Source organism: Rhizobium sp. 18055, assembly GCF_902706285.1.
Classification (GTDB): Bacteria; Pseudomonadota; Alphaproteobacteria; order Rhizobiales; family Rhizobiaceae; genus Rhizobium.
Genome location: NZ_CACSKD010000002.1, coordinates 79,065 through 93,280 on the forward strand (window position 1 = coordinate 79,065; position 14,216 = coordinate 93,280).

Below are 14,216 nucleotides of genomic sequence, written 5' to 3' on the forward strand. Positions count from 1 at the left end.
ACTGCATACAGATGGATCGGGGCACAGCATAAGTCAAATAATTTCGTTTTTGCAGTGCGTTAGATGATCATGTGCAGATATTGGTGCAGCGATTTCGCCGCTATTTCAAGTAATTAGGCACAATTAAAAATCACAGATGATTTTTTACGCAATGACGAAGATCAATCTGCATACAGTTTGCACAGCGAGAAATGCTGATAAGATATATGTTAATAAAAACAACGGATTAAAATCTGGCACGGTCATTGCATACACTTTCCCGTAACGTTTTGTTTGAACCGGCCCTTGCCGCAGGGAGCATCTCAATGACCAAACTCCTTTCCATGAATCGCCGCCATTTCCTCCAGGCTTCCGCAGCCGGCGCGCTCGGCATGTCGCCCGGCCTGCTGTCGAGAAGCGCTTTCGCCCAAACGGCTCTGACCGTCGGCTTCATCTATGTCGGCCCGAAGGACGACTACGGCTATAACCAGGCACATGCCGAGGGTGCCGCTGTCCTCAAGGCCATGCCCGGCATCACCGTCGTCGAAGAAGAAAACGTGCCCGAGACCGTCGATGTCCAGAAGACGATGGAATCGATGATCAACCTCGACGGCGCGACCGTGATCTTCCCGACCTCCTTCGGCTATTTCGACCCGCACATGCTGGCTATGGCCGCAAAGTATCCCGACATCCAGTTCCGCCACTGCGGCGGCCTGTGGCAGGAGGGCAAGAACCCGATGAACACCGGCTCCTATTTCGGCTATATCGGCCAGGGCCAGTATCTGAACGGCATCGCCGCCGGCTATGCCTCGAAGAGCAAGAAGATCGGCTTCGTCGCCGCCAAGCCGATCCCGCAGGTGCTGCAGAACATCAACTCCTTCCTGCTCGGCGCCCGCTCCGTCGATCCTGCCATTACCTGCCAGGTGATCTTCACCGGCGAGTGGTCGCTGGCCGTGAAGGAGGCGGAAGCCACCAATGCGCTGGTCGATCAGGGGGCAGATGTCATCACCTGCCACGTCGATAGCCCGAAGGTGGTGGTCGAGACCGCTGCCGGCCGCGGCGCCTTCGTCTGCGGTTACCACGCCAACCAGAGCCCGCTGGCGCCCGAGAAGTACCTGACCGGTGCCGAATGGGCCTGGGGCAACGTCTACACCGACTTCATCAAGCAGGCGCAGGCGGGCGAGAAGCTCGGCAACTTCGTGCGCGGCGGCCTGAAGGACGGCTTCGTCAAGATGAGCCCGCTCGGCCCAGGCGTTTCTGCCGAAGCCCGCACCAAGTTCGAAGCCACCCATGCCGAGATGATGACCGGCAAGTTCTCGGTCTTCAAGGGACCGATGAAGGACAACAAGGGCAACGTCATCGTCGAGGCCGGCAAGGCCTATGCCGAAGATGCGATTGAGCTCGAAAGCATGAGCTATCTGGTCGAGGGCGTCGTCGGTTCCACGGCCTGAGCCACAAGGGAGAAGCGTCATGACAGTCGAGGCGAACAATCCCGCAATCTCCATATCAGCCGTGCCCGAGCGTTCCATGCTCGGGCCGGTGCTGGAATGGCTGGCGCGACGGGCGGAGCCCATCGTCATCAGCCTCGGCGCGATCCTGATCGGTCTGGCGCTCTTCTCGCTCTTCATCATGGCGGTCGGCAAATCGCCGGCCGTGCTTTTCCAGCTGATGTACACCGGCGGCTTCGGCAGCTGGTTCTCGGTGCAGAACAGCCTCAGCCGTTCTGCCCCCCTGCTTCTGACGGCGCTCTGCGTCGCCCTGCCCGCCCGCCTCGGCCTGACCATCATCGGCGGCGAGGGAGCGGTGGTGCTTGGCGGCGTCGCGGCGGCGGCGGCGGCACTCCCCTTCGTCGGCACGCTGCCGCCGTTCCTGGTGCTGATCCTGATGGCGGCTGCCGCCATGGTGGTCGGTGGTCTCTGGATCGGCTTTGCCGGCTTCCTGCGCCACTACCGCGGCGTCAACGAGACCATCTCCTCGCTGCTGCTCGCCTATATCGCCATCGCCCTGATGAACCAGTTCGTCGAGGGACCGCTGCGTGATCCGGCCAGCCTCAACAAGCCTTCGACCACGCCGCTGCCGGCCGAGTACATGCTCGGCAAGATCCCCGGCATGGATGTCCACTGGGGGCTCGCCATCGGCATCGTCGCCTGCATCATCTCCTGGGTGCTGATCGAGGTGACGAGCTACGGCTTTGCCGCCCGCATCGCCGGCGGCAATGTCCGCGCCGCGCAGATCCAGGGTCTGCCGGTCGGACGCCTGATCGTCGGCTTCACCGCGATTGCCGGCAGCTTTGCCGGGCTCGCCGGGATGATCGAGGTGGCCGCCGTGCAGGGCAGCGCCAATGCGTCGCTTGCCGCCGGATACGGCTACACCGGCATCCTCGTTGCCTTCCTCGCCCGACACAATCCGCTGGCGATCATTCCGGTCGCCATCCTGCTTGGCGGCATCGATGCCTCGGGCGGATTGATCCAGCGGCGCATGGGCCTGCCGGATGCCACCGTGCTGGTGCTGCAGGGGACGTTGTTCGTCGTCATCCTGTTTTGCGAGACCTTCTACGGCCGCTTCAAGATCTTCAATCCCGACCTCTGGAAGAGGCCAGGCCTTTTCGAAAGGAAAGCATGATGGACGACACCGGCATCGGCATCTGGGGCGTTCCCCTGGCCATTTTCGCAGGCGCCATCCGCGTCTCCACCCCGTTCATCTTCGTCAGCCTCGGCGAGACGATCACCGAGCGCTCCGGCCGCATCAATCTCGGGCTCGAGGGCACGCTGGTGTTCGGCGCGATGACCGCCTACGCCGTCGCCGTGATGAGCGGCTCGGCATGGCTCGGCGTGCTGGCGGCGATGGGCACCGGCGCCGCGCTGGGGCTGATCCACGGCTGGATCTGCAAGTGGCCGAAGGTCAACGACATCGCCATCGGCATCGCCATGATGCAGTTCGGCCTCGGCCTCGCCTTCTTCCTCGGCAAGCCGTTCATCAAGCCGGTGGCGCCACACCTCCCGTCGATCCCGCTCGGCACATGGTCCGCCATGCCGCAGATTCAGGCGGCGCTGAATATCAACGTGCTGTTCATCCTCGGCGCGCTGCTGGCGGTGGTGCTCTGGTGGGCGTTCAAGAACACCCGCATCGGCCTGGTGCTGCGCGTCGTCGGCGACAGCACCGATGCGGCCCGTGCGATGGGCATCAATCCGGATCGGGTGCGGCTGCTGGCCACCGCCGTCGGTGGATCGCTGGCAGCGGTCGGCGGGGCCTATCTGTCGCTCTATTATCCGGGCTCATGGAACGAAGGGATTTCCTCCGGTCAGGGCCTGATGGCGGTGGCGCTGGTGATTTTCGCGCGCTGGAACCCGATCGGCTGCTTCCTTGCGGCGCTGCTGTTCGGCGGTGCCGGGGCGCTCGGCCCGGCGCTGCAATCGGTCGGCGTCACGCAGGGCTACTACCTGTTCTACGCAGCCCCTTACGTGCTGACGCTCGCCATCCTGATTGCCACCTCCTCGCCCACCCGCTCGCTGTCAGGCGCGCCGGGCGCGCTTTCGCTAACCAAATAATTGCCACTCATGAAATGAAGGAGATTGGCCATGAATGGTCTTGGCGGGCTCAACAAGTCGGAACACGGCGTCGGCATCGGGCTAGTGCAGCTGCAGCTCCCGGTGACGATCACCAGGGACGATCTGGCGCGACAGACGCAGGTGATCGTCGATCTGGTCGCCAAGGCGCGGCGCAACCAGCCGGGTATGGATCTGGTGGTATTTCCTGAGTATGCGCTGCACGGGCTGTCGATGGACATCAACCCGGAGATCATGTGCCGGATGGACGGGCCGGAGGTCGCGGCCTTCAAGAAGGCATGCAGCGACAATCGGATCTGGGGCTGCTTCTCGATCATGGAGTTTAACCCAGAAGGGATGCCGTATAATTCCGGCATCGTCATCGACGATACCGGCGAGCTGAAGCTCTATTATCGCAAGATGCACCCCTGGGTGCCGGTGGAACCGTGGGAGCCGGGCAATCTCGGCATTCCCGTCATCGTCGGTCCGCGCGGCGCCAAGCTGGCGCTGATCATCTGCCATGACGGCATGTTCCCGGAGATGGCGCGGGAGTGTGCCTACAAGGGTGCGGAGATCATGATCCGCACGGCAGGCTACACCGCACCGATCCGCGACAGCTGGAAGTTCACCAACCAGTCGAATGCCTTCTGCAACCTGATGGTGACGGCGAGCATCTGCATGTGCGGCTCCGACGGCACCTTCGACAGCATGGGCGAAGGGATGATCTGTAACTTCGACGGCGCGATCATCGCGCATGGCACATCCGGCCGGGTCAACGAGATCATCACCGCCGAGGTGCGGCCCGATCTGGTGCGCGAGGCGCGGCTCGGCTGGGGCGTCGAGAACAACATCTACCAGTTCGGCCACCGCGGCTATGTCGCGGTCGCAGGCGGCGCGGGTGACGCGCCCTATACCTACATGCACGACCTGATCGCCGGCCAATACGAGCTGCCCTGGGAAGGCCAGATCAAGGTCACCGACGGCACCTCCTGCGGCTTCGACAAACCGGTCAGGCGCTATGGCGACACCTTCAAGCTTGCGGGCGAATAGAGGAGACAGACGATGGACGTGACGACCGAAACCAAAGAGCACTATGTCAAGGCCGATCCCTATCCCTGGCCCTATAACGGCGCGCTCAGGCCCGACAACACCGCTTTGATCATCATCGACATGCAGACCGATTTCTGCGGCAAGGGCGGTTATGTCGATCATATGGGCTACGACCTGTCGCTAGTGCAGGCGCCGATCGAGCCGATCAAGACGGTGCTGACGGCGATGCGCGCCAAGGGCTACCACATCATCCACACCCGCGAGGGACATCGCCCCGATCTCGCCGACCTGCCCGCCAACAAGCGCTGGCGCTCGCAGCGGATCGGCGCCGGTATCGGCGACGCCGGCCCGTGCGGCCGCATCCTGGTGCGCGGCGAGCCGGGCTGGGACATCATTCCCGAGCTCTATCCGCTCGCAGGCGAGGTGATCATCGACAAGCCGGGGAAGGGTTCGTTCTGCGCCACCGATCTCGAATTGATCCTCAACCAGAAGCGCATCGAGAACATCATCCTGACCGGCATCACCACCGATGTCTGCGTTTCCACCACGATGCGCGAGGCCAATGACCGCGGCTTCGAATGCCTGCTGCTGGAAGACTGCTGCGGCGCCACCGACTACAACAACCACCTCGCCGCCATCAACATGGTGAAGATGCAGGGTGGCGTGTTCGGCTCGGTCTCCAATTCCACCGATCTTGTCGAGGCCCTGCCCTGATGCCATCCCTGCGTGCCCATGTGTTTCGCGTTGCCGCCGACGGCCCGGATGACATCTCCCGGGTCGAGGCGCTGTTTGCCGATGGCCTGAAGCCGCGCGATGTCGTCGCCATTCTCGGCAAGACCGAGGGCAACGGCTGCGTCAACGATTTCACCCGTGGCTATGCGACAACGAGTTTCGAGACGCTGTTTGCGAAACACGATGTCGAGGGTGTGTCGATCGTCATGTCCGGTGGCACCGAAGGCGCGCTATCGCCGCACTGGACGGTGTTCGCCCGCGAGCGGGTCGATGCGCCGGGCGAACGGGCCCTGGCAATCGGTGTGGCCAGGACGGCTGATCTGCCCGCCGAGCATCTCGGCCGGCGCGAGCAGGTGCTGTCGGTTGCGGATGCTGTGACGGCGGCGATTGCCGATGCCGGCATCGAGGATATCGCCGACGTGCATTTCGTGCAGATCAAATGCCCGTTGCTGACCACCCAGCGGATCGCCAGGGCGGAAGCATCCGGCAAGACCGTTGCCACGCGCGACACGCTGAAATCCATGGGGCTTTCGCGTGGTGCATCGGCGCTTGGCGTCGCGGTGGCGTTGGGCGAGGTTGAGGCTTCGGAGATTTCCGATGCCGATATCGGCACCCGCCATGCGCTGTTTTCGGGTCGCGCTTCGGCGTCGGCGGGTGTCGAGCTATTGGACCACGAGATCGTCGTCCTCGGCATGAGCGCCAAGTGGTCCGGGCCGCTCTCCATCGATCATGCCGTGATGAAGGACGCAATCGATACGCAATCCGTAAGGGCGGCCCGTGAGCGTCTTCCCGCCAATGGCCAGTTGAAAGCGGTGCTGGCCAAGGCTGAGCCGGATCCATCCGGCGACGTCCGTGGCAACCGGCACACGATGCTCGGCGATTCCGACATTGCAGGCACCCGGCATGCGCGCGCCTTTGTCGGTGGTGTGCTGGCCGGTGTGTTCGGCATGACCGATCTCTACGTCTCGGGCGGCGCCGAGCATCAGGGGCCGCCCGGCGGCGGGCCCGTGGCAATCATCGTCGAACAGGAGACCTGAAGTGAGCACCATCCGCGACACGCCTCTTCCCCAGGCCGGCAAGGCCGTCGGCATCCAGACCATCGGCATGACCATGCGCTTCGGCGGCTTCACGGCGCTCGACAATGTATCGGTCGATATCCCGGCCGGCACGTTTCATGCGCTGCTCGGCGAAAACGGCGCCGGCAAGTCGACGCTGGTGAAATGCATCATGGGTTTCTACCACCAGACATCAGGGTCGCTGTCGGTGGATGGCCGCGAGGTGGCCGTCGGCTCACCGAAGGATGCCGCCGCCTATGGGCTGGGCATGGTCTACCAGCATTTTACGCTGGTACCGTCGCTGACCGGCGCCGAGAACCTTGTCATCAGCCGCGCTGTGGTGCCGGCAGTGATCAACTGGGCCAAGGAACGCAGAGATCTCTCAGCCTTCATGGAGCGGATGCCGTTCAAGATCCCGCTGGATCGGCCCGTCAGCGAACTGGCAGCAGGCGAAAAGCAGAAGCTCGAGATCGTCAAGCAACTCTATCTCGGCCGCTCCTTCCTGGTGCTGGACGAGCCGACCTCGGTGCTGACGCCCGCCGAAGCCGACGAGATGCTCGGCCTTGTCAGGGGTATGACCGAGCGCGGCGAACTGACGGTGCTGATGATCTCGCACAAGTTCCACGAGGTGACGAAATTTGCCGATGCCGTTTCGATCCTGCGCCGCGGCAAGCTGGTCGGCGGCGGTAAGGTCGGAGAGCTTTCCACGGCCGAGATGGCGTCGATGATGATCGGCGACGTCAAGCTTGCCGAGCTCGATACGCGCGTGCCGGTGTCCTCGACGGCGAAATCGGTGCTCAAGGTCGAGAAGGTCAAGGCGCCGGATCGGTCGGGGTTGAAGACCATCGAGATCGAGAACCTGACGGTGCGCTCCGGTGAGATCGTTGGCATTGCCGGTATTTCGGGGAACGGCCAGAAGGAACTCACCGAGATCCTCGCCGGCCAGCGTCCGACGGATACAGGCACCGTCGAGGTCAACGGCGGCAGCTATGGCGCCACGCGGCAGGAAACCCGCAGGAACCACGTCCGCTTCATTCCCGAGGAGCCGCTGCAGAACGCCTGCGCCCCTAGGATGACGGTGAGCGAAAACCTCGCCTTCCGCACCTTCGACCTGAAGGCCGACGGCAAGGATGCGATCTGGCTGAGCAAGGGCAAGATGAAGAAGCGGGCCGGCGATCTGATCGCCGATTTCAAGGTGAAGACCGCCTCCTCCGCCTCGCCGATCGCGGCACTCTCCGGTGGCAATGTGCAGCGCGCGGTGCTGGCACGTGAACTGACCGGCGAGGTCGATCTGCTGATCGTCTCCAACCCCTGCTTCGGGCTCGATTTCTCGGCGGTGGCCGAAATCCGGGCGCGCATCATGCGGGCGCGCAATTCCGGGGCGGCGGTGCTGCTGCTGTCGGAAGATCTTGACGAGTTGCTGGAGATGTCCGACCGGATCATGGTGATCTCCGAGGGCAAGCTGGTCTACGAGACACCGGCGCTGGCCGCCGATATCTCGGTGATCGGCTCTCACATGGCGGGGCATCACTGATGGTCGAGATCCGGGCTCAACCCTTCGCATTTCCCGCCAGGCCGGATCAACTGGCGCTCATCGTCATCGACATGCAGCGCGATTTCGCGGAGCCCGGCGGCTTCGGCGCCAGCCTCGGCAATGATGTCGGGCGGATCACCAAAATCGTGCCCGACGTCAAGCGGCTGATCCAGGGGTTTCGCGATGCCGGGCTGCCTGTGATCCACACGATGGAGTGCCACAGGCCCGACCTCTCCGACCTGCCGTCGGCCAAGCGCAATCGCGGCAATCCAAGTCTCAGGATCGGTGACGAAGGGCCGATGGGGCGGGTGCTGATCGTCGGTGAACCCGGCACGGCGATCCTGCCGGAGCTGGCCCCCATCGATGGCGAGATCGTCATCGAGAAGCCGGGAAAAGGTGCGTTCTACGCCACCGAACTTGGCGAGGTGCTGAAGGCCAGGGGTATCAGCCAGCTGGTGTTTGCCGGCGTCACCACCGAGGTCTGCGTGCAGACGACGATGCGCGAGGCCAATGACCGCGGCTACGAATGCCTGCTCGCCGAAGAGGCGACGGAGAGCTATTTCCCCGAATTCAAGGACGCCGCCATCGCGATGATCCGCGCCCAGGGCGCGATCGTCGGCTGGACGGCGCATGTAGACGACATATTGGAGAGCATCAGCCATGCCTGAAACAACACGTGAACTGCTGACCTCGGGCGGCTGGAAAGAGCTATCATTCGGCCCCTTTCGCAAGGACGTGACGATCCACTGGATCAAGCCCTTCGACGGCGACCAGCCGGGCGTGGCACTGCTCAAATACGAGCCCGGCGCGTCGGTGCCTCGGCATCGCCATGAGGGTCTGGAGACCATTCTGGTGCTGGACGGCGTGCAGTCCGACGAGACCGGCGATTACGCCGTTGGCAGCTATATCGTCAACGCCATCGGCACCGAGCACTCGGTGTGGAGCGATAGCGGCTGTGTCGTGCTGATCCAGTGGGACCGGCCGGTGACGATCCTCGAGGAGGAAGCGGCATGACGAGCGCGCCCGCCTTCGATATCGCATCGCTGCACGCCTTCTATGGTGCCGGTGGGACTGTCGCCGAGATCATCGATCAGGTATTCGCACGGATCGACGCGGTCGATGATCCCGGCATCTTTCTGCATATCGCCGACCGGCAGGCGCTGCTTTCCGAAGCGAGTGCGCTCGGGACCTTCGATCCGGTGGGCAAGCCGCTATGGGGCATCCCCTTTGCGGTCAAGGACAACATCGATGTCCGGCGCATGCCGACCACGGCCGCCTGCCCCGACTACGCCTATATGGCAAAAGACGATGCGACCATCGTGCGGCTGCTGAGAGAGGCCGGCGCGCTGGTGATCGGCAAGACCAATCTCGACCAGTTCGCCACCGGCCTCGTGGGTGTCCGCTCGCCCTACCCGATCCCGCGCAATGCCATCGACCCGACGCTGGTGCCGGGTGGTTCCAGTTCCGGGTCGGCGGTGGCCACAGCGCAGGGGATCGTCAGTTTCGCGCTGGGGACAGATACGGCCGGTTCCGGGCGCATTCCGGCCGGGCTCAACAATATCGTCGGGCTGAAGCCGAGCGTCGGGGCGTTCTCGACCACGGGTGTGATACCCGCGTGCCGGACGCTCGACTGCGTCTCGGTGTTTGCGCTGACCGTCGATGACGCGTGGGCTGTGTTCGGCGTTGCGGCGCGCGAGGATACGACAGACGCCTATTCGCGGCCGGTCAAGGCGAGCGGCGACGTCGCCCTCCCGCCGGTGCTGACGGTCGGCGTGCCCGCCAAAGCGGATCGGCTGTTCTTCGGCGACACCGTGATGGAAGCCTCCTATGAAGATGCGCTGACGATGCTGGAAGGTTTCGGCCACAAGATCGTCGAGATCCCATTCGGCGATTTCTACCGTGTCGCCAATCTGCTCTACGAAGGTGCCTGGGTGGCGGAGCGCTACGCGGCGGTCGAGGCGTTCTTCGACAGCCATGAAACAAGCTTTCATCCGGTGACGCGCAAGATCTATGGCGCGGCAAAGGACCTGACGGCGGCCGATGCCTTCAAGGGCCTTTATGCGCTGCAGGCGCTGAAACAGACGCTGGCGCCGGTGATTGCCTCCGTCGATCTGTTCTGCGTGCCGACCGCACCGTCGCACTATACGCTCGCCGATCTTGTGGCCGAGCCGATCCGCGAGAACTCGCGGCTGGGGACCTACACCAATTTCGTCAATCTGCTCGACATGTGCGGCATCGCAGTGCCGACGGGCAAGCGCAGCGATGGACTGCCGGCGAGCGTGACGCTGCTCGCACCCTTCAGCAAGGATGGGTTGACGGCATCGCTGGCGCGCGAGGTCCACAAGGCTTCGGGCTTGGCGCTTGGGGCAACCGGGTGGGCTTTGCCGGACAGTGCGGCCGCTGACGTGATCGTCGAACCGACGATGATCGAGATCGTCGTGGTCGGGGCGCATCTGTCGGGGATGCCGCTCAACGTTCAGCTTCGCGATCTGGATGCGAAATTCGTGCGCGAGGCGCAGACGTCGGATGCCTACCGGCTCTACGCACTGGCGGGTCAGCTGCCAGCCAAACCGGGGCTGATCCGTGTCGAGCCCGGCCAGGGCGGCGCGGTGGATGTCGAGGTGTGGCGCTTGACGCCTGCGGCCTTCGGGTCGTTTGTCGCAGCCATCCCCTCGCCGCTCGGCATCGGGACCATCGCTCTGTCGGACGGGACGAGCGTCAAGGGGTTCCTGGTCGAGGCGGCGGCGATCGTCGGAGCGGCCGATATTACCGCCTATGGCGGCTGGCGGAGCTACGTCGCGGACGCTGCGACGCAACGGATCAGCGGTGCCAGCTGAGCGCTGGAGGCGACGAGGACCGGGCACCGCGGAGAAACCACGGCGCGGAGCCGCCTACTCGGAGCCTTCGAGTTCTGCCAGCTCGACCTCGAAACTCATCTGATCATAGGCCGGGGCAATATGCTCCGGCGTCTCCGCCATGACCGTGTCATAGTCGAGCGGCGTGTGCATGTGCGTCAGGACCGCGTGCTTCGGCGCCAGTCTGGCGATCCAGTCCAGCGACTGTTCCAGCGAGAGATGGCTCGGATGGTAGCGATACTGCAGGGCATCGATGATGAGCACATCCAGGCCTTCAAGCTTCGGCGGCGTTTGCAGGGGGAAATCGCTGATGTCGCTGCAATAGGCGACGTCGCCGATGCGAAAACCGAGCGAGGTGATGTCGCCGTGCTGCTGTAGGTGCGGGCGCAGTGTGATGGTGCCGCCGGCGCCGGTGATGCGGATCGGCTGGTCGAGATCGGTGATCAACCGTGCTTCGACGATCGGCGGGTAATTGCTGCCGGGCGGCGTGTCGATGCAATAGCCAAAACCCTGGCGGATGCGGTCCATGGTCACCTGGTCGGCATAGATCGGCACGCGTTGCTGCGAGCCGAAATAGTAGCCACGCAGATCGTCGAGGCCGTGGATATGGTCGGCATGGGCGTGGGTGTACATCACCGCATCGATATGACCGACCTTGGCGGCAATCATCTGTTCGCGAAAATCCGGCCCTGTATCAACGACGACAGTGGTGACGCCGCCATTGTCGTCGAACTGCTGCACCATGAACGATGCGCGGGTCCGGCGATTCTTCGGGTTTGCAGGGTCGCAGGCGCCCCAGTCGCCGGTTATGCGCGGTACGCCTGGCGATGAACCGCAGCCGAGAATGGTGAAGCGCCTGAGGTAACCCACCGTGTCATATCCTCGGCATCTTGGAGAAGCAGCGGAAGGCATTGTCGGTGGTGAGGGCGGCCATCTCGGCATAGCTGAGGCCGAGCGTATCAGCCAGGACCTCTGCGGTGTTGACTACGTAGGACGGCTCGTTGCGCTTGCCGCGCCAGCGCTTCGGCGCCAGATATGGTGCGTCGGTCTCGACCAGCAGGCGGTCATGCGGGATCGTCCTGGCGATATCGCGCAGTTCTTCCGACTTCGGGAAGGTCAGGATACCGGAAAACGAGATGTAGCCGCCGAGATCGACGCCGGTCTTGGCCAGTTCCGGGCCGGCCGAGAAGCAATGCAGGATGAAGGGGAAAGCACCCTTCCCCGTCTCCTCGGTCAGGATCGCCGCCATGTCGTCGTCGGCGCTCCGGCTATGGATGACCAAGGGAAGCTTGGTTTCGCGCGCCGCCGCGATATGGCGCAGGAAGCCGGTCTTCTGGTCCTCAGGCGTCTGTGTATCGTAGAAATAATCGAGGCCGGCCTCACCTATAGCGACGATCTTCTCGTGGCTCATGGCCAGTCGAACGAGATCCTCGGTCTGGATGTCGAGTTCCTCGTTGGCGCTGTTCGGATGGGTGCCGACCGAGCAGAACACCGACGGGTATGTCTCGGTGATGGCAAGAAGCCCGTCCAGCTTGCGGACGCGGGTGCAGATCGTCACCATCTGCTTGACGCCACTGTCATGGGCGCGCTTGACGATCTCGTCGCGCTCCGCATCGAAATCGGCGAAATCCAGATGGCAGTGCGTATCGATCAGCATCTCGGCCTCACGCCTCCGGCGCGACGTAACGCGGGAACACCGGCGTCGGCGCTTCGAGCAGCGTGCCCGGAACCAGACGGCCCGCTTCGCCCAGCGCGGTGAAGTCACGCTTGTCGGCAGCCGCGGCCACCAGATCAAGCAGCTTGTCGGCCGATTGAGGCACGAAAGGCTGCAACAGGATGGCGATCTGGCGCACGACTTCGGCGGTGACATAAAGCACCGTGCCCATGCGCGCTTCATCGGTCTTTTTCAGCACCCACGGCGCCTGGCCGGCAAAATAGCGGTCGGCCTCGGAGACGATGTTGATGATGGCTGCAACCGCCTTGTGGATCTGCTGTTTGTCCATCTCCTCGCGGCAGATGGTAATGGCATCGTCGGCAATCTTCAGGATCGCCTCGTCGGCCTCGGTCAGCGGGCCGGGCGTCGGGATGCGGCCATCGCAGTTCTTGGCGATCATAGACAGCGAACGGCTGGCAAGATTGCCGATGCCATTGGCGAGGTCGGCATTGCATCGCGTGGCGATCAACGCGTCGTTGGCGTTGCCATCCTGGCCGAACGAGAGCTCCCGGCAAAAGAAATAGCGCACATAGTCGGTACCGAATTTTTCGACAATCTCGTAGGGATCGACCACGTTGCCGAGCGACTTCGACATCTTCTCGCCGTTGTTCAAGACGAAGCCATGCGCGAAGACGCGCTTTGGCAGCGGCAGCTTGGCCGACATCAGAAAGGCGGGCCAGTAGACCGCATGGAAGCGGATGATGTCCTTGCCGATGATGTGAACGTCGGCCGGCCAGTACTTCGCCCGCGGGCCGTTCGGGTCTTCGATGTAGCCGGTGGCGGTGATGTAGTTGGTCAGCGCATCGACCCACACATACATCACATGTTCGGGATCGTTCGGAACCTTGATGCCCCAGTCGAAGGTGGTGCGCGAGATCGACAGGTCGCGCAGGCCCGACTTGACGAAGGAGATGATCTCGTTGCGACGCTCGGCCGGACCGATGAAATCGGGATTGGCTTCGTAGAGCGCCAGCAGCTTGTCCTGGTATTCGGAGAGCTTGAAGAAGTAGCTCGCCTCTTCCACCCACTCGACCGGCGTACCCTGCGGCCCGTAGCGCACGCCATCGGCGCGAACCTCGGTCTCTTCTTCCTGGTAATAGGCTTCGTCGCGCACCGAATACCAGCCGGCGTAGCTATCCTTGTAGATGTCGCCGCTCTCGGCCATCCGGTTCCAGATGTTCCTGGACGTCTCGTGGTGACGCTCCTGGGTGGTGCGGATGAAGTCGTCGTTGGACGCATTCAAAAGCTTCGCCATCGCCTCGAACTCGCCGGAATTGCGGTCGGCAAGCTCCTGCGCGGTGATGCCTTCGGCACGTGCCGTCTGCTGCATCTTCTGGCCGTGCTCGTCGGTGCCGGTGAGGAAGAAGACATCCTTGCCGTCGAGGCGCTGGTAGCGCGCCATGACATCGGTCGCGATCAATTCGTAGGCATGGCCGATATGCGGCTTGCCGTTCGGGTATGAAATCGCGGTGGTGATGTAAAAGGGTGTCTTGTCGGTCATGGCGGTCATTCTCGTGCGGCTTATTCTTTGAAATTTATATGCCGCTCCTTAGCGCATGTGGCGGCGAAGCGAAACACTAAGTTTGGAAAGCGACGCCCGCAAGGCATGTGGATTCAATCATCTGCGTAGGCCTGCGCTTGACTCGTTTTTTTCCGCGCTCTACGCAAGGGGCACAGAGAACAGGGTTAAGCAAACGTGACATCAGACGGGCTCCGCAGCAACGTTTTCCATGCAGGCCAGAGGCCTGCGCA

General features: G+C 63.2%; 13 protein-coding genes. 10 read left to right on the top strand and 3 right to left on the bottom strand.

Going from position 1 to position 14,216, the window contains the following annotated elements; genetic code table 11:
• Positions 1-305 precede the first annotated feature (305 nt).
• From GVL52_RS03845 to atzF, 10 genes are read left to right on the top strand one after another with little or no spacing between them, the layout of a single operon-like run.
• Entirely contained in the window at positions 306-1,430 is a 1,125-nt protein-coding gene (locus GVL52_RS03845) for a BMP family ABC transporter substrate-binding protein (protein ID WP_160004079.1), read from the top strand.
• Between the two features lie 19 nt (positions 1,431-1,449).
• Positions 1,450-2,601, top strand: a complete 1,152-nt coding sequence (locus tag GVL52_RS03850) for an ABC transporter permease (RefSeq protein ID WP_160004080.1) — start codon at positions 1,450-1,452, stop codon at positions 2,599-2,601.
• Positions 2,601-3,527: an ABC transporter permease gene (locus GVL52_RS03855; RefSeq protein ID WP_160004081.1), complete on the top strand. Its 927-nt coding sequence runs from the start codon at positions 2,601-2,603 to the stop codon at positions 3,525-3,527. The genes GVL52_RS03850 and GVL52_RS03855 overlap by 1 nt, the downstream gene beginning before the upstream one ends.
• Before the next feature lie 30 nt (positions 3,528-3,557).
• A complete protein-coding gene (locus GVL52_RS03860) occupies positions 3,558-4,574 on the top strand; it encodes a formamidase (RefSeq protein ID WP_160004082.1) in 1,017 nt (338 codons plus the stop codon).
• A gap of 12 nt (positions 4,575-4,586) precedes the next feature.
• The gene (locus tag GVL52_RS03865; protein ID WP_160004083.1) at positions 4,587-5,288 is read left to right on the top strand and encodes a cysteine hydrolase family protein; all 702 of its coding nucleotides are present in this window, start codon (positions 4,587-4,589) and stop codon (positions 5,286-5,288) included.
• Positions 5,288-6,343, top strand: coding sequence for a ring-opening amidohydrolase (locus tag GVL52_RS03870; protein ID WP_160004084.1), 1,056 nt, complete (start codon positions 5,288-5,290; stop codon positions 6,341-6,343). The genes GVL52_RS03865 and GVL52_RS03870 overlap by 1 nt, the downstream gene beginning before the upstream one ends.
• 1 nt (position 6,344) lies before the next feature.
• Entirely contained in the window at positions 6,345-7,895 is a 1,551-nt protein-coding gene (locus GVL52_RS03875; RefSeq protein WP_160004085.1) for an ABC transporter ATP-binding protein, read from the top strand.
• Positions 7,895-8,563: a cysteine hydrolase family protein gene (locus GVL52_RS03880; RefSeq protein ID WP_160004086.1), complete on the top strand. Its 669-nt coding sequence runs from the start codon at positions 7,895-7,897 to the stop codon at positions 8,561-8,563. The genes GVL52_RS03875 and GVL52_RS03880 overlap by 1 nt, the downstream gene beginning before the upstream one ends.
• Positions 8,556-8,909 carry a cupin domain-containing protein gene (locus tag GVL52_RS03885; RefSeq protein ID WP_160004087.1) on the top strand — a complete coding sequence of 118 codons (354 nt, stop codon included), beginning with the start codon at positions 8,556-8,558 and terminating at the stop codon, positions 8,907-8,909. Before GVL52_RS03880 ends, GVL52_RS03885 begins: the two co-directional genes overlap by 8 nt.
• A complete protein-coding gene (gene atzF, locus GVL52_RS03890) occupies positions 8,906-10,732 on the top strand; it encodes an allophanate hydrolase (RefSeq protein ID WP_160004088.1) in 1,827 nt (608 codons plus the stop codon). The genes GVL52_RS03885 and atzF overlap by 4 nt, the downstream gene beginning before the upstream one ends.
• A 54-nt stretch (positions 10,733-10,786) precedes the next feature.
• Here the strand turns inward: atzF and GVL52_RS03895 are convergent, their stop codons facing one another.
• Genes GVL52_RS03895 through metG form a run of 3 tightly spaced genes read right to left on the bottom strand, consistent with a single transcriptional unit; the run spans position 10,787 to position 13,965 of the window.
• Positions 10,787-11,620 (bottom strand): MBL fold metallo-hydrolase, encoded by an 834-nt coding sequence (locus GVL52_RS03895; protein WP_160004089.1) that lies wholly within the window; start codon positions 11,618-11,620, stop codon positions 10,787-10,789.
• Between the two features lie 4 nt (positions 11,621-11,624).
• A complete protein-coding gene (locus GVL52_RS03900) occupies positions 11,625-12,407 on the bottom strand; it encodes a TatD family hydrolase (protein WP_160004091.1) in 783 nt (260 codons plus the stop codon).
• 7 nt (positions 12,408-12,414) lie between these two features.
• Positions 12,415-13,965 (bottom strand): methionine--tRNA ligase, encoded by a 1,551-nt coding sequence (gene metG, locus GVL52_RS03905; protein WP_160004093.1) that lies wholly within the window; start codon positions 13,963-13,965, stop codon positions 12,415-12,417.
• Between the last annotated feature and the right edge of the window lie 251 nt (positions 13,966-14,216).